Source organism: Micromonospora sp. A202 (assembly GCF_006715105.1).
In the GTDB taxonomy this organism is placed as follows: Bacteria; Actinomycetota; Actinomycetes; order Mycobacteriales; family Micromonosporaceae; genus Micromonospora; species Micromonospora zamorensis.
The window spans coordinates 3,756,029-3,780,462 of the sequence record NZ_VFMP01000001.1 but is presented as its reverse complement, the minus strand read 5'-3'; the positions used below and the strand labels follow the sequence as shown (position 1 = coordinate 3,780,462).

Here is a 24,434-nt window from a genome sequence, read left to right as displayed (position 1 = left end):
CGGTAGCGGTTAGCCTGCCAGCTGTGGCCCGCCTGTTGCTCATCGAGGACGACCTAACCATCCGTACCCCGCTGATCCGTGCCCTGCGGGAACGCGGCCATGCGGTGGCCGCGGCCTCGACCGCGATGGCCGGGCTCCGCGACGCACTGGAGGACCGTCCCGATCTCGTCGTGCTCGACCTGGGCCTGCCCGACCTGGACGGACGCGAGCTGCTGCGGATGCTGCGCGCGGTCAGCTCGGTGCCGGTCATCGTGGCCACCGCGCGCGACGACGAGGCCGAGATCGTACGGGTGCTCGACGCCGGTGCCGACGACTACCTGGTCAAGCCGTTCACGGCGGCGCAGCTCGACGCCCGCGCCCGGGCGGTGCTGCGGCGAGGGCCCTCCGGTGCCGACGCGCAGGACCCGGCGCTCGTCGTCGGCGGGCTGCGCGTCGATCCCCGGGCCCGGCAGGTCACCCTGGACGGGGTGTTGGTCGAGCTGACGCCGCGCGAGTTCGACCTTCTGCACCACCTCGCCGGCCGGCCCGGCCAGGTGGTCACGAAGCGTGAACTGCTCACCGAGGTCTGGCAGATCCCCTACGGGGGTGCCGACAAGACCGTCGACGTGCACCTGTCCTGGTTGCGTCGCAAGTTGGGGGAGAACGCCCAGCAGCCTCGTTACCTGCACACCGTGCGCGGTGTCGGGGTGCGTCTCGAAGCGCCGGCGGCGCAGCCGTGAGGGCACGGCTCGCGTTGCTGGTCGCCGCGGTCAGTGTGCTGACCCTCATCGCTTTCCTGGTGCCGCTGGCGCTGCTGGTCCGCACTGTCGCCGAGGACCGGGCCACCGTTCGGGCCACCGCTGACGCGCAGAGTCTCGTGCCGGTGGTCGGCACCGCCGACGCGGCGACCATCCGGCTCACCCTCGAGCAGCTCGCCGCGGAGTCCGGACGACCGGTGAGCGTGTTCCTGCCGGACGGCACGGTGCTCGGCGCCCAGACCCCCCGTACGCCGGCGGTGGCCCTGGCCGCGCGTGGGCAGAGCCTCACCGGGGAGTCGGCGGCTGGCCGGGAGGTGGTCATCGCCGTGCAGGGCCGGGCGGACGGCACCGGCGTGATCCGGATTGTGGTGCCGCAGCACGAACTGACCGCCGGGGTCACCCGGGCCTGGCTGGTGCTCGCGCTGCTCGGCGTGATCCTCGTGCTGATCGGGCTGCTGGTCGCCGACCGGCTGGCACGCACCCTGGTCCGGCCGATCAGCGACCTCTCCGCCGTCTCGCACCGGCTCGCCAACGCGGAGCTGGACGCCCGGGTCACCCCGGCCGGCCCGCCCGAGCTGCGCGAGGTGGCTGGTGCGCTCAGCCACCTCGCCACCCGGATCCAGGTGCTCCTCGTCCAGGAACGCGAGCAGGTCGCCGACCTGTCCCACCGGTTGCGGACACCGCTGACGGCGTTGCGGCTGGAGGCGGAGTCGCTGCGCGACCCGGACGACGCGGCCCGGATCACCGCCGCCGCCGATGGTCTCGAACGTGCGGTCACCGGGCTGATCCGGCAGGCCCGGTGGCGGCATTCACCGGCGGCGGGCCCGGCTGCCTCGGACGCTGCGGCGATCGTCGCCGACCGGGTCGCGTTCTGGTCTGTGCTGGCCGAGGACACCGGCCGGGCCGTCATCCTCGACCTGGCACCTGGGCCTCTCCCGGTCGGTGTGGCAGCGGACGACCTGGCGGCGGCCGTCGACGCCCTGCTCGGCAACGTCTTCGCGCACACCCCCGATGGAACGTCGTTCGCCGTCCGGCTCGCCTCGGACGCGGGGGAGGTGGTCCTCAGCGTCGCCGACGAGGGGCCGGGCATGCCGGTCGGCGCCGTCCGCCGGGGCGCGAGCGCGGCCGGCTCGACCGGCCTCGGCCTGGACATCGCCCGCCGCGCCGCGCAGACCGCCGGCGGTCGCCTGGAGTTGCGGACCGGCCCGCGGGGCGGGGCACAGGTGCTGCTGCGACTCGGACCACCGACGTCACCGCGGCAGGCATAGCCGCTGCGGTCCCGGGTAGCTGCGAGTCATGGCGCGGTACACGAAACCCGAGCTCAGAGAGCAGATCAAGGAAGAGATCAAGTCCTCCGACAAGGGCGGCCGGCCGGGACAGTGGTCGGCGCGCAAGTCGCAGCTGGTCACCCAGGAGTACAAGAAGCGCGGCGGGGGATTCCTCGGCGAAAAGGACGAGCGGCAGAAGTCGCTCCAGCGCTGGGGCAACGAGAAATGGCAGACGAAAGAGGGCGACACACGGGCGCGCAAGGGCGACACGACGAGTCGCTACCTGCCCAAGAAGGCCTGGGACGAGATGTCCGAGAGCCAGAAGCGCGCGACCGACACCAAGAAGCGCGAAGCCTCCCGCACCGGCAGGCAGTACGTCGCGAACACCGGCCCGGCCAAGCGAGCGCGTCGAGACGCCACCACGGCCGGCCGGATGACCGAGATGTCGGTTGCCGAGGCGGCCAAGCTGGTCCGGGGCCTCGATACGCGACAGCTCAAGACCGCACTGCGCAACGAGCGTGCCAGCAAGGACCGCGACGCTCGTCCAGCGGCTCGAAGCGGAACTCAACCGGCGCGGCTGACCTGCCCGTCGACCGCCTTAACCTGGCCTTAGCGTCCCGACAGCGCGCTGCTATCCCGATTTGACCGATCCTCGGAGTCGACAACCGAGGAAAGGTGGACACCACCATGAAGCGCACCAATCTGCTTCTGGCGACGGTCGGCGGTTCGGCGGTGCTGGCGGTGGCCGGGATCGCGCTGGGCGTCAACGCCGCGGACGACTCGCGGACCGGCGGCACGACGCTCGCCGCGGCGACCGTCGCGCCGACGGCCACGGACGCGCCCGGGGCCAGCGGTTCGCCGTCGGCCAGCGGCACGCCGTCGGCCGAGACCCCATCGGGTACGCCGTCCAGCGGCACGCCGTCAGCTGGCACCTCGCCGGCGGGTAGCGCGGTCGACGAGAAGCGTGCCGGTGAGATCGCGCTCGCCAAGGCCGGTGGCGGTCAGATCGTCGAGGTCGAGTCCGAGCAGGAGCACGGTCGACCGGTGTGGAGCGTCGAGATCGTCGCTGGCGACACCGAGCACGAGGTGGACGTCGACCGGGACAACGGTTCGGTGGTCAAGGCCGAGCAGGAGCCGGTCGACGGCGACGACAACGACGACGACAACGACGACGACGACAACGACGACAACGACGACGACGACGACAACGACGACAACGACGACGACAACGACGACGACTGACCGTCCGGCGCCGCCGCCCGTCACGGGGATCCCCCGGGCGGGCGGCGGCGCGGGTCGTGGAGCAGGCGCGCCTCAGATGGCGACGCGTTGCTCCTTCACCGTCGGCTGGTCCTGGTCGAACTGGGTGCGGTACAACTCCTGATACCGGCCGCCGGCGTCGAGCAGGTCGCCGTGTCGCCCACGCTCGACGATGCGTCCGTCTTCGACGACGAGGATCTGGTCGGCCGCCCGGATGGTGGAGAGTCGGTGTGCGATGACCACGCTCGTCCGGCCGGTCAGGGCTTCGGCGAGAGCCTCCTGAACCGCGGCCTCGGAGGTGGAGTCGAGATGCGCGGTGGCCTCGTCGAGGATGACCACGCGCGGACGGGCCAGCAGCAGCCGCGCGATGGTGAGCCGTTGCCGTTCCCCGCCCGACAACCGGTACCCGCGTTCACCGACGACGGTGTCGAGCCCATCGGGAAGTGTGCGGATCAGGTCGTCGAGGCGGGCCCGCCGGAGCACCTCCCACATCTCGTCCTCCGTGGCGTCCGGCTGAGCGAACGCCAGGTTGGCGCGGATGCTCTCGTGGAAGAGATGCCCGTCCTGGGTGACGACACCCAGCGCCGTCCGGATCGACTCGGCTGACAGGTCGCGTACGTCGACGTCGGCGAGCCGCACCGCGCCGTCCTCGACGTCGTACAGGCGGGGGAGGAGTTGCGCGATCGTCGACTTGCCCGCCCCGGAGGAGCCGACGAGGGCGACCATCTGCCCCGCCTCGGCGCGGAACGACACACCGTGCAGCACTTCCTCGCCGCCGCGGGCATCGAGTTTCACCACATCTTCGAGAGACGCGAGCGACACCTTGTCCGCCGACGGGTAGCCGAACCGTACGTCGTCGAACTCCACCGCGACCGGCCCGTCGGGAAGCGGCCGGGCGTCGGGCCGGTCGAGGATCAGCGGCTTGATGTCGAGGATCTCGAACACCCTCTCGAAGCTCACCAGCGCGCTCATCACCTCCACCCGGGCGCTGGCCAGCGAGGTCAACGGCGCATAGAGACGCGACAGCAGCAGCGCGAGGGCGACCACGGTCCCAGCGTCGAGGCTGCCCCGGAGGGCGTAGAGACCACCCAGCCCGTAGACCAGGGCCAGCGCCAGCGAGCCGACGACGGTGAGCGCGGTGATGAAGACCCACTGGAGCATGGCGGTACGGATGCCGATGTCCCGCACCCGACGCGCCCGTGCAGCGAACTCGGCGGACTCCTCGGCCGGCCGTCCGTACAGCTTGACCAGGGTCGCGCCGGGCGCGGAGAAGCGTTCCGTCATCCGCGTGCTCATGGCCGCGTTGTGCTCGGCCGCCTCACGCTGCAACTGGGCGAGCTTCGAACCCATCCGGCGCGCCGGGAGAACGAAGATGGGCAGCAGTACGAGCGCCAGCACCGTGATCTGCCACGAGAAGCTGAGCATCACCGCCAACGTCAGTGCCAGGGTGACCGCATTGCCGACCACCCCGGACAGCGTGTCGCTGAAGGCCCGCTGCGCACCGATCACATCGTTGTTCAGGCGGCTGACCAGCGCTCCGGTGCGCGTCCTGGTGAAGAACGCCACCGGCATGCGCTGCACGTGGTCGAAGACGGCCGTCCGCAGCTGGACGATGAGCCCCTCACCGATGCTGGCGGAATGGAACCGTGTCACCAGACCCAGGCCGGCTTCGGCCAGGGCGATCACGGCGATCAGCACCGCCAACCGGATCACGACGCCGCTGTCGGCGCCGTCCACGATAGCCTCGACCACCCGTCCGGCGAGGACGGGTGCCGCCACCGTGAGGACCGCCGTCACCACGCTCAGCAGCAGGAACCTGACGATCAGGGCCCGGTGCGGCCGCGCGAACTCCACGATGCGCTTCAGGGTGACACGGGACAGTGGTCGTTCTTCCTGCGCGTTCATCGCGTGGTGCAGAGACGTCCACGCGGTAAATTCCATGCTCATGCCTTACCTCCGATACCGGAGGTTAGGACCTCACCCGAGCTTGAGGTCAAGTCACCGCGCGGGGCGTTCCAGTTCGGCGCGGATCTGACCGAACACACCTCGCGGGTCATCGGCCTTGGTGAAATTCATGAAGGTCACCATGCCGATGGTGTGCTGATCACTCCACACGCAGACGTCGACTGGGATGCCCGTCCCGGCCTGACCGGTGCCGCAGCCGGCCACCCCGCCCAGCGGGCCCGGCACGACCGACCCGACGTCGGTGACCTTTGGCAGCCCGGCGAAGATCTTGTTCAGTGTCGCGGTCGGGTCGGTGATCGTGCCGGACACCGCGCTGATCAGGATGACCCGCTGGTCATCGCTGGGAATGTGCAGCCCGCGCTCACGGGAGTACACCTCTTCGGCCCGGACGTAGGCGGTGCCCGTAGCGCTGGTGGGCCCAGCGGCGAGCAGCTTCTTGAAGTTGCCCATGTTCTGCTCAGCTTGGCCGCGGATGACCCGATCCACGGACTCGGTCCAGGTGCCCAGGAGCTTGGCCGGCTTATCGATGCGCATCGCCGCAGCGGGGGGCGACGACTGCATGGCCGCTGCCGGCGCGGGAGTGTCGGACTGCCCCGAACACCCGGTCGTGAACAGCAGGATCGCCGACGTCAGCGCGCCGACGATGGTTGGGCCAGCCGGCATCGTGCGCGTCATTGAGTCCCGTCCCCGTCTCGATTTCGCGCGAAAGATATCGCACGACCCGCTGCCACAAGACCCCGGCCCGAGCGCTGAACGACCGTGGGCAGGAGGCGAGGCCACGACCGTGCTGATCGGGACCGCGCTGAGCGACGGCGACCGTGCCTTCGGAGGCGGATCCGTCAGACGTGGACGGTAGGGCACCAGGACCGAGGGGAAATGCGGGCTGTCACTGCGCTGCCTTCGGAGCGCTTCCCACGATAGATAACTTAACAACGATTCTGCGCGGTCGGTATCGGGCAGACGACCGACTGCGCAGGTCAGCGGCGGTGGCTAAGTTCGCCCAATGCCCACGAACATGATCAGTGCGAGTTCCGCTGGCACCTGGACCCTCGGCGACCTGACCGTCAACCGGATCGGATTCGGCGCTATGCGCCTGACGGGCAACGGCAGCGCGGCGAGCGACCGCGCGCGGGCCGTCGGCGTGCTGCGCCGCGCGGTCGAGCTCGGCGTGAACCACATCGACACAGCCTCGTTCTACTTCTCGCCGCTCCGGTCGGCCAACGAGTTGATCAATAGTGCGCTGTCGCCGTACGCCGATGACCTGGTCATCACCACCAAGGTCGGGCCCGGCCGCGACCCCTCGGGGGAATGGCTGCCGTTGGCCCGGCCGGACCAGCTGCGCGGGCAGGTCGAGGAGAACCTGCGCCAACTCGGCCGCGACCATCTGGATGTGGTGAACCTGCGCCAGCACGGACTGGACTCGGTCGCGGAGCACTTCGGCGCGCTGGCCGAGCTGCGCGACGCCGGTCTCATCCGGCATCTCGGCCTGTCCAACATTCGCCCACAGCACCTCGCGCAGGCGCAGGCGATCGCCCCGGTGGTCTGCGTGCAGAACACGTACGGTGTCGACACCCGACGCATGCATGACCAGTTCGTGCGTACCTGCGGCGACCAGGGTGTCGCGTTCGTGCCGTTCTTCGCGATCGCCGGCGACGGACGTGAGGCTGGCGGTGTGGCCGCCAACGCGGCAGTGCAAGCCGTCGCGCGCACGCACGGCGCGACGCCGGCGCAGGTGCGTATCGCGTGGACCCTCAGCCGCGGCCCGCACCTGCTGGCCATCCCCGGTACCGGCAACCCCGATCACCTGGTCGAGAACCTGGCCGCCGGGGCGCTGGTCCTGTCGCCGGACGATTTGGCCAGCCTCGAGTAGCGGCCCGGCAGGATGCGGCCCTGCCGCGAGCCCACGACCCTCCGACGGAAGGTCCGTTCCTGTGCAGGCAGCGACAACGCCCATCCCCATCCCGCCGCCCGACAGCTCATGGCTCGTTGCCCGAGGACTCATCCCCGATCACGGCCCTCGGCGTGTCCTGGCCTTCGCGACCTTCGTCAACATGCTCGGAAGTGGCATCTTCATGGCCAGCGCCGTGCTCTTCTTCACCCGATCCGTCGGGCTTCCCCTTGCGCAGGTCGCTCTGGGCATGGGCATCGCAGCGTTCGTCGGGATGCTCGCCGGGATCCCGGTGGGGCATCTCGCCGATCGGCGGGGGCCGCGCGAGATCTATCTGCTGACTCTGATCATCCGTGCCGCCACCATGGCCGCCCTGGCCTTCGTGCACACGTTCTGGCTGTTCGTCGTCCTGGTCTGCCTGACCCAGCTCGCCCACTCAGCCGGCGGGGCGTCTCGCGGTCCGCTGGTGCGGGGTTTCGGCGGCACGCACCTGGCCCGGTACCGGGCCTATCTGCGTTCGGTCGCCAACCTCGCCGGATGTTGTGGCGCCCTCGCCGCGGGCGCCGCGGTGCAACTGGACACCCGTGCGGCCTACCTGGCCCTGGTCGTCGGCAACGCCATCAGTTTCCTGGCGTGCGCCGCGATCATCACTCGGCTGCCCTCGTTGCCGCCCATTCCAGTGCCCCAGATGACCGGGCGCTGGATCGCACTGAAGGACAAGCCCTATCTGGCAGTCACCGCGCTGGACGCCATCCTGGGAATTCAGGGCCAGGTGCTGGTCTTCGCGCTGCCGGTGTGGATCGTCTCGCAGACCCACGCGCCGCGCTGGTTCGTCGGAGTGGCCGTGCTGGTCAACACCGCCCTCGTGGCGTCACTCCAGGTCAGAGCGAGCCGGGGGATCGACACCAGTCCAGCGGCCGGTCGGGCCATGCGCCGCTCCGGGTTGGCGTTCCTGATCGGGATGGCCCTGATCGCCGCCACGGCGGCGATGCCCGGCTGGCTCGCCGTTACGGTGATGACGCTGGGGGTCGCCGCGCACACCGTCGGCGAGCTGTGGCAGGCGGCGGGCTCACTCGAGTTGCAGTTCCGGTTCGCGCCTGCGCACGCGCAGGGGCAGTACACGGGAATCTCCGGGCTCGGCACGGGCCTGGCCAACGTCGCCGCACCCTCCTTACTGGGCCTGCTCTGCATCGCCTGGGGTGCCCCCGGATGGCTGCTGATGGGCGGCATCTTCGTCGCGGTCGGGCTCGCCGCCCCGGCGGTCGTCCGGTGGGGCGAGCGAACGCGTCCGCACTCAGCGGAGGCCGTCTAGAGACCAGCGATCGTGGGCGGCAGCAGCGCGGGCGGTGCCCGTCGACGGCGGCGCAGAAGGGCCCGATGTCGGGCATCGGCGCGGCCGACCACTCGTGGAGTAGTCCCGAGGGCATGCCTCGTCACCACGGCAGGAGTGATTGCTCTCCGCTGGTTGTGTCTATGTCCGTCGGTGGTAGTGGTTGCGGCGGGGGAGTTGGTCGGGGTCGAGCCAGGCGGGCGGTATGAAGTCGGGGTGGTTGTCGTTGCCGAGTTGGACGGTCCAGTCGTTGTGGTGGAGGTGTCGGTGGTGGTGGCCGCAGAGTAGGACGGCGTTGTTGAGGTTGGTGGGGCCGCCGTCGGCCCAGTGCCGGATGTGGTGGGCGTCGCACCAGCGGGGTGGTCGGTCGCAGCCGGGGAAGGCGCAGCCACCGTCGCGTAACACGAGGGCGCGGCGTAGTGGGCCGGTGACGAGGCGGCGTTGTCGGCCGAGCTCGAGGACCTGGCCGGTGCCGCCGAGCACGGCGGGCAGGATCGCGGCGTCGCAGGCGAGTCGGCGCACCGTTTGCGGGGTGAGGTGCAGGCCGGTGTCCAGGGTGGCGGCGCCGAGTTGTCCCGCGAGGGCGTCGTAGCTGGTGGTGACGACGATTTGCGCGGGGTCGCCGCCGTGTTCGGGTAGCTCCCCGGTGCGCAGGCTGAGCCGGCAGAGGTCAGCGAGGGCGTCATGGCGGCGCTGCCCGGCGCAGCGCTGGTCGTCGGGGCCGGACGGGGCGGTCAGCGGGTCGATCGCGGCGCGCAGCAGGCCGGCGGTTTCGCTGTCGAGGATGCCGGTGAGTCGGAGTCGGCCGTCGGTCAGCGTGGACATCGTGACGTGGCGGTCGCGGTTGGCTCGGCGGGCGTCGGCTTCCAGTGCGGCCTGGGCGGCGGCGTCGGCGATGTCGGGTGCGACGTGGTCGAGGATGCGGGTGCTGAGTTTGCGCAGCAGCATGGGGTCGAACTGCCCGGCCCAGTCGACCAGCACACCGACGGCCTTGTCGGCCACCTCCGGCCCGGCGACCGTCTGCACAGTGCTCACGGTGTCGGCGATGACCCGCACCTGCTCCACGCTGACCGCGCCGGCCGCCAGCGCGCCCCGCACAGCCGGCGGGGCCGCGTCGACGCACGCCGCGAGATCGACCAGCCGACGGGCTGCGGGAATGGTCAACCGCAGTCGCTCACGCAACCAGACCGCGGTGCTGGACGCGCCCTGCGCGACCGCAGTGCCCCGACCGTCCACCTCCCGCACGAACGCCAGCTTCACGGCGGCGAGACGTTGCTCCAGGCGGTGTGCGGCGTCGAGCGCCGCGATCAGCTCGTGCTCGGCGAGAGCCCAGGCGGCGTCGTCAACGCAGGCAGCGACCGCGTCGTCTGCTTGCGCCAACTCCTCGACCATGACCACACACTAGAACAGGTGTACGACAACTTTCAGTGGTCGCGATCGATCGCTATGAGGCGGAGCCGAGGGGTTCCTGGGGGTTGTTGAAGGGCCTGGCCCAGGTGATGACGCGGTCGATGGAATCGCGGGTGAGGCCGATCGCCGGGTCGGTGGTGATCAGCAAAGTGGGGCCGGTACGCCTCGCGGCCCAGACGTGGGCTTCGGGCGAGTGAAGGTCGTCAATCCATGTTGCGGGCCGTTGCTGGGCGTAGGCGGCAATGAGTGGGATTTTTTCGCTGGGGTGGAACGGTGTGCACGGCATGGTGACCACCGGCAGGGGAGTGATGTGCAGAAGCGGAGCGAGGAGTTGGTTTGCTTCATCGTTCCAGCTCGTGGCCCAGGCTATGTCCAGGACGGCACTCGCTTCGGTGATCCAGGTGCCGTGTACGGGGTTGACACGGACGGGTTCCTCTCCGGGGAACAGGCGGTGCTCGGTGTAGCCGGCCGGCGGTTGAGGACTGCCGTACGGGCTGAGGACACCGTCGATGTCGAGCAGCAGCAGGGGTCGGGTTATTCGCACGTCACGACGCCGCTGTCAGACGGAGGGCAGAACGATCGCCTCCACCATCCGCCCGGCGTGGGCCGGTGGGCGGTCACAGGCCGGCGTGCATGGTCAGGCTCTGCCGCAGGTGGAGTTTCGGCCTGGATCCGACGATCGAGCCGACGACCTCGCCCCCACGGAACACCAGCAGTGTCGGCAGGGACATGACGGCGTAGCGCCGCGTGGCCTGCGGGTTGTCGTCGGAGTTGAGCTTGGCGATGACCATCCGGTCGCCGAACTCCTGTGCCAGCTCGACGAGGCTCTTCTCGATCATCTTGCACGGCGGGCACCACTCCGCCCAGAAGTCGACCACGACGGGCCGGTCGCTGGCCAGCACCAGCTCGGCGAACGTGTCGTCGGTGACGGTGATCAGGGAGCTGACGCTCGTTTCCTGGGGCATTTTTTCTCCCGGTGCTCGATGGCGTGGGTGAGCTGGGTGTGCAACTGCTGACGGACCGCTCCGAGCCGATCGAGGTAGTCGTCGACCTCGGCGAGCTTGCGTCGCAGCACCAGCACGGAATCCGGACAGACGTCACCGGACGCGTTGCCCGCTCGCAGGCAGGCGACGAACGGTCGGACGTCGTCGAGGCCGAAGCCGACGTCGAGCAGCGCCCGGATCTCCCGGACGACCCGCAGCTCCGCCTCGTCGTAGACGCGGTAGCCGTTCGCTGAGCGCTGCGGTTGTACCAGCCCGTGGGCTTCGTAGTAGCGCAGCGTTCGGGTGCTCGTGCCGGCCCGTTCCGCCAGCTCGCCGATCAGCATCAGACCTCCTCGACCAGCCTGTCGCGACCAGGCTAAACCTTGTCGTCAGCGTCAAGGCAAGGCTGCTCCCGAACCCGCCCCGAGCCCAGGCCCAGCCCCGAGCCCAGGCCCACGCATGGCTCAGGGCGCCGGGATGCGGCGCCCTGAGCCTCTGTGCGCTAGCCGATGCGGAACTGGTCGCCGTAGACGGCGAACACCAACGGCGTGTTCAGGTTGAAGTTGCCGTTGTTGAGGAACACCCGCTGGGCCGTGTCGACCCGGGACGTGTCCGAGTGGGCCGCTTCCTTCTTCATCTCGATGACCCGCTCGTCGAGGAAGGCGTTGAGCCAGGTCCGCTCGTCGCCGCCCTGCGCCGGGGGCTTCACCCGAGCGAGGGCGCGGTTTCGAATCTGGCGCATCCCCTCGTACCCGTGCATGACCGCCGCGTCGTAGTAGGCGAACTGACCGAGCGCCCGGACCTGGTCGTTCTTGCCGTCGCGTACCGATGGGTTGAAGTAGACCCGGTCCCGCTCGGCCTCCTGTGCGGCCCGGAACACCGAGTCGTTGGCCGCGGTCCGCCAGTCGCGGGGGAAGTTGGGGTCCAGGCCGGAGTGCGAGGGGGTGCCGTTGACGGCGCGCAGCGCCGGCAGGTAGCCGGCCAGCACGTTGCCCGGCTTGGTGCGCGTGTACGCCTCGACCAGTTCGAGCATGTCGCCGGTGCCGGAGCAGAAGCCGATGATGCCGGCGGTGTAGCCGCGCCCGTCGCCGATGTCCTCGATGTAGGAGAACTGCGCGCGCCAGTCGAGCGAGGAGTTTTCCGCAGCCGAGACGAGCTGCATCGCGACGTCCTTCTTCGCCGGGTCGTCGAGGTTGGTTCCGGTCGGGGTGGTGGGCGTTGGGGTGCCGCCGCCGGGCAGGGTCCACTGCTGGTTGGTGGTGCCGCCGCAGGTCCAGATCTGCAACCGGGCGCCGTTCGCGGTGCTCCGGTCGGTGACGTCGAGGCACTTGCCGGAGCCGGTGTTGACGAGCGTGCCGTTGCTGGCGGTCCACTTCTGCGCGCCGGTGCCGTTGCAGTCGTACAACTGGATCTTGGCGCCGTCGGCGGTCGACGCGGCGGTCACGTCGAGACACTTGCCGAGCGCCCGGATCGAGTTGTCGGTGTTGCCGACGGTCCACGTCTGGGCCGCGCTGCCGTTGCAGTCGTAGAGCTGGACCGCCGTGCCGTTGGCCGAGTTGGCGGCGGCCACGTCGACGCACTTTCCGCCGAGGCCGGTGATCGGGCCGGCGGTCGCGGCGCTGGCCGACGGCAGCCCGTAACCGATCGCGGCGACGCCCATCAGCAGGGCGCCCACGACGTAGGCGGCTGTTCTCTTGTGAACCATGGTGTTCCTCGGGGAAGGGGCGGCGTGCCGCCGGCCGGTCGGTGACCCGGCGCGGCGGTTCGGCCCCGGCGGGCACCGCGAGCATCAGGAAACTGTATTAACAGATATCAGTACGTTCGTGCGGTCGTCAATCGACGACCGCAGGCCGTGACGACGCATGTTCATCTCGTTGACAGACACTTGAGCGCTCGATGCCCGGCCCGCCCAGTTGGATGTCGTCAGCAGTGCCGCCGCGCCGACCAGGGCCACGCCGACCGGCGCCGCGCTCCCGGCGGCCAAGGGCAAGCTGCGTGGGTACGGCACGGTGCGGCAGCTCAGTGAGGCCGCGGACCTGGTGGTACGGGGTGAGGTCGAGGCGACCGGATTCCGGGTGGACGAGGTGCTGCGCGCGGCGAACGGATCGGCAGTCGGGGCCGGAACGCGGACGGCACCCACCGGGTGCCGTCCGCGTGCTCACTCTTCGCGGTAGGTGGCCAGGTCGAAGTCGGCGTACGCGCCGTCGCCGCCGAGGTCCTGCACCCACAGGCCCAGGAACGCCCCGGTGAAACCCCACGCCGCCGGCTCACCGTCGATGATCAGCGCGGCGTGCTCGTCGGACAGGATCGTCGCGTCCAGGTCGACCGGTAGCCGCTGCCATCCGGCGCCGAGGTCGTAGTCGAAACGCACCACCGGTCCGTCGAACACGGCCCGCAGGCCGACCCGGTCCACGCCGCTGGCGTCGACGGTCAGCTCGGGGTGCGGGGTGCGCCGCCCGTTGTCGGAACTGAGCAGCTCCAGCACCGTCCGCCCGTCGTCGGCGCGGGTCAGGTAGAGGTGGTGCCAGTTGAGGGTGTTGTAGTAGGCGGTGATCCCGGCGAGCTGGCGGTGGTCGACCGGGTCGAACTCCAGCACGGTCTCCAGGGAGCAGTGCATCGCGCCGACGCGTCGCCCGACCAGGCTGGGGGCCTGTCGACCGACCGGTGACTGCCCGCCGTGGATGCGAAGGTGTGACGGGCGGCTGTGCAGGTCGACCCAGTCCGCGGTGGCCGGCCGGCGCAGCGTCGACCAGCACAGGCCCAGCTCGGGGGCGTCGAAGTGGTCGGTGTCGGGCTCCGCCGGCCACGGGTGCGCGGGCAGGTCCGGTGCGATGACCTCGTCTGCCGGCACCCCTCCGGCGATCTGCGGCCAGCTGTCCGCCGGCCACTCGACCCGCTGGATCGCGGTCTCCCGGCCGAGCACACAACTGCCCAGCGGGGAGTAGGGGCGGCCCACCAGGTGGGCGAGGTACCACTCGCCGTCCTGCGTACGGACCAGGCTGCCGTGGCCTGCCTTCTGCAATCGCAGTTCGGGGCGGCCGACGGAGGTGAGCAGAGGACCGTCCGAGTCCACCTCGTACGGCCCGAACAGCTCCCGGGACCGCGCCACGGTGACCTGGTGCTCCCAGCTGGTGCCGCCCTCGGCGGTGATCAGCCAGTACCAGCCGTCGTGCCGGTAGATGTGTGGGCCCTCGGTGACCCCGACCGGGGTGCCGGTGAACAGGATGCGCGGCCGGCCGACCAGGCTGCGCGCGGCCCTGTCGTACTGCTGGATCTCGATGCCGCCGAAGCGGTCCCGACCGGGTCGCCAGTCCGCGCTCATGCTCAGCAACCAACTGGTGCCGTCGTCGTCGTGGAACAGCGCGGCGTCGAACCCGCGCCCGTGCAGCTTCACCGGATCCGACCAGGGGCCGGTGATGTCCTCGGCGGTGACCAGGAAGTTCTGCGGGTCCCAGTAGCCGCTGGCAAAGCTGGCGACGTCGCTGTAGACGAGATGGAACTGGCCGTCGTGGTACGTCAGGTCGGGTGCCCACACCCCGTTGGAGTCACCGCAGCCTCGCAGGTCGAGCAGGCGGCGGTCGGTGATGACCCCGCCCAGGGTGCGCCAGTTCACGAGATCACGCGAATGGTGCACACGCACGCCCGGATACCACTCGAACGTCGAGGTGGCCAGGTAGTAGTCGTCCCCGACGCGCAGGATCGACGGGTCCGGGTGGAACCCGGCGAGGACGGGATTGCGGATCGACCGGGTAGCGGTCGCCACGTTAGCGATGTCGGTCGACACGAGGGCTCCTCTGGACGGGGCTGTCTGGAACTTCCGGAAACTTGCGGTCCCGGATCGCTGGAAGTCGTGACTACGCTAGCCGGTCTTTTCGCAATAGGACAGAGGTCTTGACCGTTGCGGAAACAGCTCGTAGCGTGCCGGCCATCGACCGGTAATACCGGCGAAGCTTTGAAAGTTCCGGAGATCCATAGGTTCCACCCCGCCGGCTCGGCCGGCGTCCGAGCACCCCGTGAGTCCCCGAAGGGATGGATCATGACCACACACCTTTCCCGCCGAACGCTGCTCGGCCTCGCCGGTGCCGGCGCTGGCGCCTACCTGCTGAGCGCCTGTAGCGGCGACGAGAAATCCAGCGACCCGAACGCCCCGCAGACCATCAACTGGTGGCACATCCAGAACACCGACCCGATGCTGCCGGTCTGGGCCGCGATGGCCAACGAGTACAAGACCGCGCACAGCAACGTCACGTTGACGATCCAGCCGCTGGAGAACGAGGCCTTCAAGGCCAAGCTCACCACCGCCACCCAGGCCGGCGACCCGCCGGACCTGTTCCAGTCCTGGGGTGGCGGCGTGCTCAAGCAGCAGGTGGACGCGGGCCTGGTCAAGGACCTCACCGACGACGTGAAGGATCTGGTCGGCGGCATCCTGCCCGCCGCCATGCAGCCCTACACGATCGACGGCAAGGTCTACGGCATCCCGTTCGACATTGGCATGGTCGGGTTCTGGTACAACAAGGACCTCTTCACCCGTGCCGGCATCACCGAGGCTCCCGCCACCTGGGCTGCCCTGCTCGACGCGGTCCGCAAGCTCAAGGCCGCCGGCATCACCCCGGTCGCCCTGGCCGGCAAGGACAAGTGGCCGGCCCACTTCTACTGGTCCTACCTCGCCATGCGCATCGGCGGCGTGGGCGCGTTGCAGAAGGCCGTCGACGACAAGAACTTCGACACCCCTGATCTCGCCGCCGCCGGCGAGCGGCTCAAGGAGCTCGTCGACCTGCAGCCGTTCCAGAAGGGGTTCCTGGGCGCCGAGTTCGGCTCGCCCGACGGGCAGGCCGCCACGATGGGCAACGGCGGCGCGGCCATGGAGCTGATGGGGCAGTGGGCACCTGCGGTGCAGGCGTCCAGCTCCACCAGCAAGAAGGGCCTCGGCGACAAGCTCGGCTTCTTCCCGTTCCCGGCCGTGGACGGCGGCAAGGGCTCCGCGACCGAGGTCTTCGGTGGCGGCAACGGTTTCGCCGTCGGCAAGGACGCGCCGGCCGCCACCATCGACTTCCTGAAGTTCCTGCTCAGCGCCGACAACCAGAAGCGGTCCGCGCAGACCGGCGCGGTGCTGCCCACGGTGAAGGACGCCACCTCGGCGATCAGCGACGCCAACAACAAGGTCGTCGCGGAGACCCTGGCCAAGAACACCGGCTTCCAGCTCTACCTCGACCAGGCGTACGCGCCCGCGCTCGGGCAGCAGATCAACGACAGCGTCGCCGAGATCATCGCCGGCAAGAAGTCGCCGGCGGCGATTCTCAAGGACATCACGCAGGTGGCAAAGACCGTCTGACCGTGATCCATCACCCATCCGTAGCCGGCCGTAGAACCCGAGTGGAGCAGGCATGACCAGGCCATCGACCGTGTCGGACACGAGGCGCGGCGACACGGCGACCGATCCGCCGGCACCGGGGCCGGGCACCGCGCGACAGCGCGGCCGCCAGCCCCGGCCGGGCCGGGGTGGCGTCCTCGCCGTGTTCCTGGCGCCTGCCCTGGCGCTGTTCCTGCTACTTGTCCTCGCCCCCATCGTGGTGGCCGGCTACGCCAGCCTCTACAAGTGGAACGGCTTCGGGCTGCCGGAGAACTTCATCGGGCTGGACAACTACACCCGCGCCTTCGGCGACCCGACCTTCCGCGGCGACCTGCGGCGCGGCCTGGTGCTGGTGGTGCTGTCCCTGGTCGTGCAGCTGCCGGTGGCGCTGGCCCTGGCCATGCTCCTCAACCAGCCGATTCGCGGCCGGGCCATCTACCGGCTGATCTTCTTCGCCCCGTACGTGCTCTCCGAGGTCACCACGGCCGTCCTGTTCACCCTGGTGTTCTCACCGAACCGAGGGTTGGGCGAGGGTGTCTCCCGGTGGCTGGGCGCCGACGCGGGCGCGGTCTTCGCCGACCCGGACACCGTGCTGTTCGCCGTCTTCCTGGTGGTGTCCTGGAAGTACTTCGGCCTCTACATGATGCTCTTCCTGGCCGCCCGGCAAGGAATCCCCAAGGAGTTGTCCGAGGCTGCGGTCACCGACGGTGCCACCGCCTGGCAGGCGTTCCGGCACGTCACCCTGCCCCTGCTCGGCCCGACGATCCGGATCAGCGTGTTCCTGTCCGTCATCGGCACCATCCAGCTGTTCGACATGGTCTGGGTGCTCACCGGCGGTGGTCCGATCCACTCCTCGGAGACGCTGGCCGTCACGATGTACCAGTTCGGCTTCCGCCGCTTCGAGGTCGGCTACGCGAGCGCCATCAGCATCGTCATGTTCCTGCTGAGCCTCGTCTTCGCCCTGCTCTACCAACGCATCGTGCTGCGTCGTGACACCGCGGGCGCGATCACCAACCAGGGAGGCCAGCGATGACCGCCACGGCGAGCCGTGCCCAGCGGACCCGCAGCATCGTGCTGCACCTCGTCTGCATCGCCGTCGGCGCGCTCATCGTCGTGCCGGTGTGGTTCGGTGTGCTCGGCGGCTTCAAGGACAACGGGCAGCTGTCCACCAACCCGCTGGGCTGGCCCGACCCCTGGGTGCCGAACTACATCGACATCCTGAGCAACGGCGTGTTCTGGCGGCAGCTCGGCAACAGCCTGCTCATCGCCGTGAGCAGCACCGTCATTGTCGTCGGCGCGGCGGCGATGGCCGCGTTCGTCTTCGCTCGCTACGCCTTCCGGGGCCGCGAGTTCCTGGTGACGCTGTTCGCGATCGGGCTGATGTTCCCGTTCGCGGTGGCCATCCTGCCGCTGTTCGTCCTGCTGCGGGGCATGAACCTGCTGGACAACCCGCTGGGTGTCATCCTGCCCCAGGCCGCCTTCGGGTTGCCGATCACCATCATCATTCTGCGCCAGTTCTTCCGCACCATCCCGGCCGAGGTCGAGGAGGCAGCCGTCCTCGACGGCTGCGGCTCGTTCGGGTTCTTCTGGCGGGTCCTGCTGCCGATGGCCCGTCCGGCCCTGGCCACCGTGTCGGTGCTGGCCATCGTGACCAGCTGGAACAACTTCATGCTCCCGCTGGTCGTCTTCAGCGACCAGAGCTGGTGGACCCTCCCCGTCGGGGTGCAGGCCTTCCAGGGCCAGTACGCCGACGACACCGCTCGGGTGCTCGCGTACGTCGTGCTGTCCATGCTGCCGGCCCTGGGCTTCTACGCCGTGGCCGAGCGCCAATTGATCGGCGGCCTGACCGGCAGCGTCAAGGGATGACATCGCGTCACCGCGAGCAGACCTGACGCTTCCAGCACGACGAAGGGGGGACCGTGGGCACGGAGAACGGCCGAAACGTCACCATCGCCATGATCGCGAGGTTGGCCGGTGTCTCCGTGCCCACGGTCTCCCGGGTCATCAACGGTCGCTCCGACGTCGCCCCCGACACCCGGGAACGCGTCGAGGCGCTGCTCAACCGGCACGGCTACCGCCGCCGGTCACCGGCCCGGCGCACCGACGCCGCCCTCATCGACCTGGTCTTCAACGACCTGGACAGCCCGTGGGCCGTCGAGATCATCCGCGGGGTGGAGGACGTCGGTCAGACCAGCGGCGTCGGGACCGTCGTGTCGGCCATCCACTGGCGCATCTCCTCGGCCAAGCAGTGGCTCGACAACATGCGGACGCGTTCCACCGAGGGCATCATCTTCGTGACCTCGATGGTGAACCCGCCGTTGCAGGCCGAGCTGCGCCGCCTGCACCTGCCGGTGGTCATCATCGACCCCGCCGGTGTGGACCCCCAGGAGTCACCCACCATCGGCGCCACCAACTGGGCGGGTGCCCTGAGCGCCAACCAGTACCTGATCAACCTCGGCCACCGCCGCATCGGCTTCATCGCCGGCCCACCGCATCTGATGTGCAGCCGGGCCCGGATGGACGGCTACCGGGCCGCCCTCGGCGCCGCCGACATCCCCATCGACGACGCCCTCATCCGACCCGGCAACTTCTATCACGAGGCCGGGTTCAGCGCGGGCACACAGTTGCTGGCCCTGCCCGATCCGCCCACCGCCATCTTCGCCTCCAGCGACCAGATGGCCCTCGGCGTCTACGAGGCGGTCCGCAAGCGCGGCCTGCGGGTGCCCGACGACGTCAGCGTGGTCGGTTTCGACGACCTGCCGGAGGTCCGCTGGTGTTCACCGCCGCTGACCACCGTTCGTCAACCCCTCGCCGAGATGGGCATGCTGGCCGCGCGGACCGTGCTGCGCCTCGCGGGCGGCGAGAAGACCGAAAGCCCCCGGGTCGAGCTGGCCACCGAACTCATCGTGCGCGACAGTGCCGCACCGCCGCGAGAGCCCTCGTCGGGGCGGCCCCGGTCGTGACACCGTTCAGCGCCTCGCTGTAGATGTGGCCGTCGGCCGCGTCGCGGATCCACACCACGCTGGCCACCGTGCCGCCGGTCAGCAGCACCGCACCGACCACCACCGCCACGAAGGCACGACGAGCGAGTCGCCCGCGATTCCCGTACCACCGTCTGAGCGCGCCGGACCGTCCCCGCATGCCGAGAGAGTATTCGGGCCGTGCTCACGACGTCCGGCCCGGGGCTGACCAGCACGGCCCTTCGGGTTTGGCTTTCGTTGCTAGGGTTTCGTGGGCCAGGACGGGGAGGCTGCGGGATGTCAGACGATGCCGGGGACAGCTGGACCGCGCGGGTGAACGCGTACCGCCAGGAGCTGGCGGGTCTGCGCGCGGGCCCACCGAGGACCGACGCGGTCGCGCAGAGCCGCGCCGACGACGCGCACGGGTCGGTGACCGTCGCCGCGGCGGCAGGTCGCCTGCAGTCGGTCGAGGTCGCCGCCCAGCTGATGCGGATGTCCGGTGCGGAGCTGAGCCCCCTGGTGACGGAGGCGTCCAACAACGCGCTTGCCGAGACCCGCGCCGTGCCATCCGATGTGGAGACGGCACCGGACGTCTCGCGATTGACCGACAGTGTGGCGGCGGTCCTCGCGGAGAGCGAGCTGGCGATGCACCGCCTCCAGGGGGCGTTGGCCGAGGCTGTCGCGAAGGTGGGCCCGGCGACCGGGCTCGGTGGTGACCTTCCGGCGCACGGCTCGGCAGACCTGCTGCACGGTGTCCTGGACGTGCTGCGGTCGGCGAGCGCGACGACGCCCGGCCCCGACCAGGTCGAGGAGGGTGAGCGTCGGTGGACCGGGTCCGACGACGCTGGGCATGTCCTGGCCGAGGTGGATGTCGCCGGCCAGATCGTCCGTCTGGAGCTGATGCCTCGTGCCGGTCGACTCACCTCCGCGGAGCTGGGTGCGTCGATCGTCGAGGCGGTCAATCGGGCCCTTGACGAGATCGACCCGGCGGACGCCCCGCAGGACGGGCCGTCCTGGGAGGACCTCGGCGGTCGGGCCGCTGAGCTGCAGGAGGCCAGCATCCGACAGATGGCTGCGCTGACCGGGGCGTTGACCGGCATGATGGCCCGCGTCCGGGAGCCGTGACGATGATCGAACGGGGTGAGGCGTGATGGCCGGTGAGATTGAGATCAACCCGGAGACGATCATCGAGGCGGGTGACAACATGGTCGCCTCGGCCCAGCGCATCCGCTCCGCGCTGTCCGCCTTCGACGCCGAGCTGGCCGCGTTCGGCGCGCCCTGGGGCAACGACGATCTCGGTTCGCTCATCGGCATGGTGTACGAGACGATCCGCGACCTGGCGCTGGAGAGCTACGACGCCAACGGGGTCGAGATCGAGGACATCGGCAAGTTGAGCCGAGTGATGGGCCTGAACTATCAGGAAACCGAGCGTGCCATCGTGGAGCATCTCGGCCGTTTCGGGGAGATGCTCAGCTGACATGGGAATGACGCTGCCCGCCGAGTTGGTGTCCCTGCTGGGCCTTCTGGGCTACACCTGGCCCGAGGCCGATGAGACCAAGTTGCTGGAGATGGGCCAGGCATGGCTCGCCTTCCCGGACCGTCTGGCCGCGCCGGTGGCCGACGCGGACAGTTCGGCACGGCAGGTGTGGACCGACAACCGGGACGACGCCATCGAGCGTTTCCAGGCCACCTGGCAGGCCGGCGACTCGGCGAAGACGAACCTCGACGACGGGGCTACCGCGGCGGCGTTGATCGGGGCCGGGCTCATGGTGTGCGCCGGTATAGTGCTCGCCCTGAAGATCAACGTGATAGTGCAGCTCACGTTGCTGGCCATCCAGATCGCGCAGGCCGTCGCGACGGCGGCGGTCACCTTCGGCGCCTCGTTGTTGGAAATCCCGATCTTCAAGCTCATCACCGGCGCCCTCATCGACCAACTGCTGAACATGGCGACCGAAGCGGTACTCGGTGGGTAGCCGCGGCAAGGCGGGCCTCTTTCGGCCGGTCGAGAAGTGGCTCCGGGCGCGAATGCGCCACCGCCGCTACGAGCACATCTTTCGTGGCCACGTCAACGCCAACGCCAACCCGCCCCGCGGCACCGGCTTCCACCACCGCTTCATGGGGGAGAACCCGCCCGGCGCCCGGGTCCGCGTGGGCCCCGACGGCCGGGAGATGATCCTGGAGCGGCACGTCGACGGCACGTACCGGGCCCGGGTCGATGTGCTCGACGACGGCGGTGTCTGGCGTCAGAAGCGGGGTTCGAGCACGTTCTTCCCGGACAACTGGACGCCGCAGCGGGTCGACGAGACGATCGAGGGCGCGTTCCGGTCGGGAGGTCCGCACCCGGCGGATCCGAACAAGTGGCAGGGTAGGGCCAACGGTGTGCTGGTGGAGGGCTTCTACAATCCGGGCGGCACGACGTGGTATTCGGCCTGGCCGGTGGGGGGAAGCTGACGATGGGGCACGTTGAGTTCGGTCGTAACCAGTACGGCGCGCCGACCATGACGAGCGGTGACCGGCGCTTCCGCGACCTCGCCTCCCAACTCACCAGCGACATCCAGAGCTACGCCCCGGACTGCCTTGAGTTGTTGCAGTGCATCGACGACGTGGTGTCCGGGCGTTCCGCGTACGAGGAGTACGAGGGCAACTCCGCCGTCGTGCGCTGCACGCCGACCGGTGTCACGGTGGACAGCCTCGGGCCTGTCCCGTCGGGTACGACGTACACGGTCGACGAGGCGCGCGAGGTCATCCTCACTTACTTCGACTTCCTCGCCCCGTCCGTGCAGGACAGGAAGCGGCACCTGGCGACCTGGGAGCAGGAGCACGGCGGCCCGTTCCCCGGCCGTCACCTGCTGCGCCTCGACGGCTGACACCCCTTTTTCCGATGGGCCCGACGCGTGTGCGCCGGTGCCGCTCGGGTCGGGGCCCTTGAGATCTTCGATCCGGCCGTGACATTCTTGGCCGTCGATTGCCTGCCGCGCCTGCGGGGGCCGACGCCCGTCCACTGGGCAGCCGGGGTCCGACCAGGGATTCCGGGGGACGGGGTACGAGCGATGGGACACCGGGGCCTGTCCGTCCACGAGTCCGCCCCGCCACCGCGTCACATCCGTCCGGCTGGGCGACTCACCGTCGTTCACCGCGAAGGAAATCCGCCCATGAACCTCCCGAGAAGCCGCGCGACGCTGCTGGCGAGCCTGCTGCTCGCCGCGACCGCGCTCTCCGGCGTCAACCCACCCAACGCCAGCGCCGCACCCGACCCGGCCGCCGTCGCCGTCACCGTCGACGCCCGGGCGGGGATGGCGACCGTGCCCGACACCGCGCTGGGCGTCAACCACGCCATCTGGGACCAGAACCTCGGCACCCCCGAGACGTCGGACCTGCTCCGCGACGCCGGCGTGCAGATGATGCGCTATCCCGGCGGCTCGTACGCCGACATCTACCACTGGAAGGACCACACCGCGCCCGGCGGCTACGTCGCGCCGAACACCGACTTCGACACGTTCATGGCGGCCGTGAAGCGGGTCGGCGCACAGCCCATGATCATCGCGAACTATGGCACCGGCACCCCCGCGGAGGCCGCGGACTGGGTGCGCTACGCCAACGTGACCAAGGGGTACGGCGCGCGGTACTGGACGGTCGGCAACGAGAACTACGGCAACGGCCACTACGGGTCCGCCTGGGAGGCGGACGACCACCCGGACAAGAGCGCGACACAGTACGCGCGGCTGGTCGTCGAGTACGCCGACGCCATGAAGGCGGTCGACCCGAGCATCAAGGTCGGCGCGGTGCTCACCATGCCGGGCAACTGGCCGGACGGAATCACCGCTGGCAGCGACCCGGGCCCGTGGAACCAGACAGTCCTCTCCATCGCCGGCCCGAAGATCGATTTCGTGGACGTGCACTGGTACCCGGGCGGCAGCGCCGCCGACTCGCTGGCCCGCACCAGCCACATCTCCGATGCGACCTACCTGCTGCGGCAGCAACTCAGCCGTTACGCCGGCCCGAACGCCGACCGCATCGGCATCAGCTTCACCGAGTTGAACGTCGATGCCGGCCGGACCACCCAACCGGCCGCGCTCTTCCTGGCCGACGCCTACAGCGAGCTGCTGGAGAACGGCATCTTCACCGTCCACTGGTGGAACGTGCACAACGGCATCGGCACCGTCACGGAGGTCGCCGGGCAGACCGACTACGGCGACTTCGGCATGCTCTCCAGTGGCGCCTGCACCGAGGACGGCTCGGTCTGCGAACCACCGCTGAACACACCGTTCGCGCCGTACCACGGGTTGAGCATGATGAAGCTCTTCGCCAAGGCCGGTGACCAGTTCGTGCGGGCCGGCAGCGACGAGTCGCTGGTCAGCGCGCACGCGGTCCGCCGGCGCAACGGCGACCTCGCGGTGTTGCTGGTCAACAAGGACCCGGACAACGCCCACCCGGTCACCATCGACTATGCCGGGTTCACCCCGTCGACCGCCGCGCCGACGGTGTCCACCCTCGCCAACGGCGCCACCGGCATCGCCACCGGCCAGTCCGGCTCCGCCACCAGCCGGACGCTGCCGGCGTACTCGTTGACCACGCTCGTGCTGCGACCGGCCGGCGCGACCACCGGGCGGCCCTCGGCACCGGGCCAACCCACCGTCAGCGGCGTCACCGACCGGGCCGCGACGATCTCCTGGCCGGCGGCGACCCCGGGCGGTAGCCCGATCGCCAAGTACGAGGTGTATCGGCAGAACGGCGGGCTCAGCGAGCAGCTCGGCGAGACGGCGGCCACCTCGTTCACTGTCGGCAATCTCGTGCCGGGCAGCAGGTACACGGTCAACGTGGTGGCCCGGGACACCGCCGGTCGGGTGTCCTGGTCCTCGCCGCCGCTCACCTTCGCCACCGGCGGCCCCGCCGCCAGCGCGTGCACCGTCCGGTTCACCACGAACAGCGACTGGGGCAACGGCTACATCGGCGGCGTCGAGATCGTCAACAACGGGACCAGTCCGATCAACGGGTGGACGCTCACCTGGACCTGGCCCACCGGCTGGCAGCAGGTGAGCAGCGGCTGGAGCGCCACCTGGGAGCAGGTCGGCACCGCCGTGCGCGTCACGCCCACCGACGACAACCGGCAGATCGCCGCCGGCGGCAGCGTCAGCGCCGGCTTCGTCGGCGCGTACAGCGGGCCGAACGTGCTGCCCACGGCGTTCACCCTCAACGGCACCGTCTGCGCGACAGGCTGACGCCGCCGCCGGGTGGCCGGCCGGCCCGTTCGTCGGGCCGGCCGGATCCCGGCCTCGATCCCGG

24 protein-coding genes and 1 pseudogene are annotated in these 24,434 nt (G+C 69.9%); 16 read left to right on the top strand and 9 right to left on the bottom strand.

Annotation, left to right across the window (positions count from 1 at the left end):
* The first annotated feature begins 23 nt into the window (after positions 1-23).
* The 4 genes and pseudogenes from FBZ33_RS17610 to FBZ33_RS17595 all read left to right on the top strand — a co-directional run bounded on the left by FBZ33_RS17610 (position 24) and on the right by FBZ33_RS17595 (position 3,247).
* Entirely contained in the window at positions 24-719 is a 696-nt protein-coding gene (locus tag FBZ33_RS17610) for a response regulator transcription factor (protein WP_141909910.1), read from the top strand.
* Positions 716-2,005, top strand: coding sequence for a HAMP domain-containing sensor histidine kinase (locus tag FBZ33_RS17605; protein WP_141909909.1), 1,290 nt, complete (start codon positions 716-718; stop codon positions 2,003-2,005). Before FBZ33_RS17610 ends, FBZ33_RS17605 begins: the two co-directional genes overlap by 4 nt.
* A 28-nt stretch (positions 2,006-2,033) precedes the next feature.
* Positions 2,034-2,586, top strand: a pseudogene (locus tag FBZ33_RS17600) (DUF5872 domain-containing protein).
* Between the two features lie 106 nt (positions 2,587-2,692).
* Positions 2,693-3,247, top strand: a complete 555-nt coding sequence (locus FBZ33_RS17595; protein ID WP_141909908.1) for a PepSY domain-containing protein — start codon at positions 2,693-2,695, stop codon at positions 3,245-3,247.
* Positions 3,248-3,319: 72 nt separating this feature from the next.
* Here the strand turns inward: FBZ33_RS17595 and FBZ33_RS17590 are convergent, their stop codons facing one another.
* Positions 3,320-5,212: an ABC transporter ATP-binding protein gene (locus FBZ33_RS17590; protein WP_141909907.1), complete on the bottom strand. Its 1,893-nt coding sequence runs from the start codon at positions 5,210-5,212 to the stop codon at positions 3,320-3,322.
* Positions 5,213-5,263: 51 nt separating this feature from the next.
* A complete protein-coding gene (locus FBZ33_RS17585) occupies positions 5,264-5,893 on the bottom strand; it encodes a hypothetical protein (RefSeq protein WP_141909906.1) in 630 nt (209 codons plus the stop codon).
* Positions 5,894-6,245: 352 nt separating this feature from the next.
* Here FBZ33_RS17585 and FBZ33_RS17580 point away from each other — a divergent pair, with 352 nt between their 5' ends.
* Together FBZ33_RS17580 and FBZ33_RS17575 are read left to right on the top strand one after the other, a co-directional pair.
* Complete coding sequence (locus tag FBZ33_RS17580) at positions 6,246-7,100, top strand: oxidoreductase (RefSeq protein WP_141912752.1); 855 nt, start codon at positions 6,246-6,248, stop codon at positions 7,098-7,100.
* A gap of 61 nt (positions 7,101-7,161) precedes the next feature.
* Positions 7,162-8,430: an MFS transporter gene (locus tag FBZ33_RS17575; protein WP_255508924.1), complete on the top strand. Its 1,269-nt coding sequence runs from the start codon at positions 7,162-7,164 to the stop codon at positions 8,428-8,430.
* 159 nt (positions 8,431-8,589) lie between these two features.
* Here FBZ33_RS17575 and FBZ33_RS17570 read toward each other — a convergent pair whose 3' ends face one another.
* From FBZ33_RS17570 to FBZ33_RS17545, 6 genes are all read right to left on the bottom strand, one after another.
* On the bottom strand, positions 8,590-9,840 hold the full coding sequence (locus FBZ33_RS17570) for an HNH endonuclease signature motif containing protein (RefSeq protein ID WP_141909904.1): 1,251 nt from the start codon (positions 9,838-9,840) through the stop codon (positions 8,590-8,592).
* A 52-nt stretch (positions 9,841-9,892) separates the two neighbouring features.
* A complete protein-coding gene (locus FBZ33_RS17565; RefSeq protein WP_255508923.1) occupies positions 9,893-10,402 on the bottom strand; it encodes an HAD domain-containing protein in 510 nt (169 codons plus the stop codon).
* 73 nt (positions 10,403-10,475) lie between these two features.
* Positions 10,476-10,823: a thioredoxin gene (trxA, locus tag FBZ33_RS17560; protein ID WP_141909903.1), complete on the bottom strand. Its 348-nt coding sequence runs from the start codon at positions 10,821-10,823 to the stop codon at positions 10,476-10,478.
* On the bottom strand, positions 10,793-11,185 hold the full coding sequence (locus tag FBZ33_RS17555) for a MerR family transcriptional regulator (RefSeq protein WP_099854677.1): 393 nt from the start codon (positions 11,183-11,185) through the stop codon (positions 10,793-10,795). The genes trxA and FBZ33_RS17555 overlap by 31 nt, the downstream gene beginning before the upstream one ends.
* A 158-nt stretch (positions 11,186-11,343) precedes the next feature.
* Positions 11,344-12,546 (bottom strand): chitosanase, encoded by a 1,203-nt coding sequence (locus FBZ33_RS33630; protein ID WP_185755325.1) that lies wholly within the window; start codon positions 12,544-12,546, stop codon positions 11,344-11,346.
* A 453-nt stretch (positions 12,547-12,999) separates the two neighbouring features.
* Positions 13,000-14,625, bottom strand: coding sequence for a glycoside hydrolase family 43 protein (locus FBZ33_RS17545; RefSeq protein WP_141909902.1), 1,626 nt, complete (start codon positions 14,623-14,625; stop codon positions 13,000-13,002).
* Positions 14,626-14,877: 252 nt separating this feature from the next.
* Between FBZ33_RS17545 and FBZ33_RS17540 the strand changes: the two genes are divergently transcribed.
* Genes FBZ33_RS17540 through FBZ33_RS17525 form a run of 4 tightly spaced genes read left to right on the top strand, consistent with a single transcriptional unit; the run spans position 14,878 to position 19,154 of the window.
* On the top strand, positions 14,878-16,173 hold the full coding sequence (locus tag FBZ33_RS17540) for an extracellular solute-binding protein (RefSeq protein WP_141909901.1): 1,296 nt from the start codon (positions 14,878-14,880) through the stop codon (positions 16,171-16,173).
* Positions 16,174-16,225: 52 nt separating this feature from the next.
* Positions 16,226-17,224, top strand: coding sequence for a carbohydrate ABC transporter permease (locus tag FBZ33_RS17535; RefSeq protein WP_141909900.1), 999 nt, complete (start codon positions 16,226-16,228; stop codon positions 17,222-17,224).
* Complete coding sequence (locus FBZ33_RS17530; RefSeq protein WP_141909899.1) at positions 17,221-18,057, top strand: carbohydrate ABC transporter permease; 837 nt, start codon at positions 17,221-17,223, stop codon at positions 18,055-18,057. Before FBZ33_RS17535 ends, FBZ33_RS17530 begins: the two co-directional genes overlap by 4 nt.
* A gap of 53 nt (positions 18,058-18,110) precedes the next feature.
* Positions 18,111-19,154 (top strand): LacI family DNA-binding transcriptional regulator, encoded by a 1,044-nt coding sequence (locus FBZ33_RS17525; RefSeq protein ID WP_141909898.1) that lies wholly within the window; start codon positions 18,111-18,113, stop codon positions 19,152-19,154.
* Here the strand turns inward: FBZ33_RS17525 and FBZ33_RS17520 are convergent.
* On the bottom strand, positions 19,093-19,332 hold the full coding sequence (locus tag FBZ33_RS17520; protein WP_141909897.1) for a hypothetical protein: 240 nt from the start codon (positions 19,330-19,332) through the stop codon (positions 19,093-19,095). The two genes, FBZ33_RS17525 and FBZ33_RS17520, sit on opposite strands and share 62 nt — an antisense overlap.
* 116 nt (positions 19,333-19,448) lie before the next feature.
* Here FBZ33_RS17520 and FBZ33_RS17515 point away from each other — a divergent pair, with 116 nt between their 5' ends.
* The 6 genes from FBZ33_RS17515 (at position 19,449) to FBZ33_RS17490 (ending at position 24,370) form a co-directional block, all read left to right on the top strand.
* Positions 19,449-20,276, top strand: coding sequence for a hypothetical protein (locus FBZ33_RS17515; RefSeq protein ID WP_141909896.1), 828 nt, complete (start codon positions 19,449-19,451; stop codon positions 20,274-20,276).
* Positions 20,277-20,301: 25 nt separating this feature from the next.
* Positions 20,302-20,628, top strand: a complete 327-nt coding sequence (locus tag FBZ33_RS17510; RefSeq protein ID WP_099854663.1) for a hypothetical protein — start codon at positions 20,302-20,304, stop codon at positions 20,626-20,628.
* Position 20,629: 1 nt separating this feature from the next.
* Positions 20,630-21,124: a hypothetical protein gene (locus FBZ33_RS17505; protein WP_141909895.1), complete on the top strand. Its 495-nt coding sequence runs from the start codon at positions 20,630-20,632 to the stop codon at positions 21,122-21,124.
* Positions 21,117-21,602, top strand: a complete 486-nt coding sequence (locus FBZ33_RS17500) for an EndoU domain-containing protein (protein ID WP_141909894.1) — start codon at positions 21,117-21,119, stop codon at positions 21,600-21,602. Before FBZ33_RS17505 ends, FBZ33_RS17500 begins: the two co-directional genes overlap by 8 nt.
* Positions 21,603-21,604: 2 nt before the next feature.
* The gene (locus FBZ33_RS17495; protein ID WP_141909893.1) at positions 21,605-22,018 is read left to right on the top strand and encodes a hypothetical protein; all 414 of its coding nucleotides are present in this window, start codon (positions 21,605-21,607) and stop codon (positions 22,016-22,018) included.
* A 285-nt stretch (positions 22,019-22,303) separates the two neighbouring features.
* Positions 22,304-24,370: a cellulose binding domain-containing protein gene (locus FBZ33_RS17490; protein WP_141909892.1), complete on the top strand. Its 2,067-nt coding sequence runs from the start codon at positions 22,304-22,306 to the stop codon at positions 24,368-24,370.
* Positions 24,371-24,434: the final 64 nt, after the last annotated feature.

Excerpts from the sequence above, each read along its gene's own strand:
- FBZ33_RS33630 (WP_185755325.1), bottom strand. The coding sequence starts at position 12,546 with ATGGTTCACAAGAGAACAGCCGCCTACGTCGTGGGCGCCCTGCTGATG.
- FBZ33_RS17505 (WP_141909895.1), top strand. The coding sequence starts at position 20,630 with ATGGGAATGACGCTGCCCGCCGAGTTGGTGTCCCTGCTGGGCCTTCTG.
- FBZ33_RS17510 (WP_099854663.1), top strand. The coding sequence starts at position 20,302 with ATGGCCGGTGAGATTGAGATCAACCCGGAGACGATCATCGAGGCGGGT.
- FBZ33_RS17520 (WP_141909897.1), bottom strand. The coding sequence starts at position 19,332 with ATGCGGGGACGGTCCGGCGCGCTCAGACGGTGGTACGGGAATCGCGGG.
- FBZ33_RS17595 (WP_141909908.1), top strand. The coding sequence starts at position 2,693 with ATGAAGCGCACCAATCTGCTTCTGGCGACGGTCGGCGGTTCGGCGGTG.
- FBZ33_RS17585 (WP_141909906.1), bottom strand. The coding sequence starts at position 5,893 with ATGCCGGCTGGCCCAACCATCGTCGGCGCGCTGACGTCGGCGATCCTG.
- FBZ33_RS17495 (WP_141909893.1), top strand. The coding sequence starts at position 21,605 with ATGGGGCACGTTGAGTTCGGTCGTAACCAGTACGGCGCGCCGACCATG.
- trxA (WP_141909903.1), bottom strand. The coding sequence starts at position 10,823 with ATGCCCCAGGAAACGAGCGTCAGCTCCCTGATCACCGTCACCGACGAC.
- FBZ33_RS17580 (WP_141912752.1), top strand. The coding sequence starts at position 6,246 with ATGATCAGTGCGAGTTCCGCTGGCACCTGGACCCTCGGCGACCTGACC.
- FBZ33_RS17590 (WP_141909907.1), bottom strand. The coding sequence starts at position 5,212 with ATGAGCATGGAATTTACCGCGTGGACGTCTCTGCACCACGCGATGAAC.
- FBZ33_RS17490 (WP_141909892.1), top strand. The coding sequence starts at position 22,304 with ATGAACCTCCCGAGAAGCCGCGCGACGCTGCTGGCGAGCCTGCTGCTC.
- FBZ33_RS17570 (WP_141909904.1), bottom strand. The coding sequence starts at position 9,840 with ATGGTCGAGGAGTTGGCGCAAGCAGACGACGCGGTCGCTGCCTGCGTT.
- FBZ33_RS17515 (WP_141909896.1), top strand. The coding sequence starts at position 19,449 with ATGTCAGACGATGCCGGGGACAGCTGGACCGCGCGGGTGAACGCGTAC.
- FBZ33_RS17530 (WP_141909899.1), top strand. The coding sequence starts at position 17,221 with ATGACCGCCACGGCGAGCCGTGCCCAGCGGACCCGCAGCATCGTGCTG.
- FBZ33_RS17535 (WP_141909900.1), top strand. The coding sequence starts at position 16,226 with ATGACCAGGCCATCGACCGTGTCGGACACGAGGCGCGGCGACACGGCG.
- FBZ33_RS17540 (WP_141909901.1), top strand. The coding sequence starts at position 14,878 with ATGACCACACACCTTTCCCGCCGAACGCTGCTCGGCCTCGCCGGTGCC.
- FBZ33_RS17555 (WP_099854677.1), bottom strand. The coding sequence starts at position 11,185 with ATGCTGATCGGCGAGCTGGCGGAACGGGCCGGCACGAGCACCCGAACG.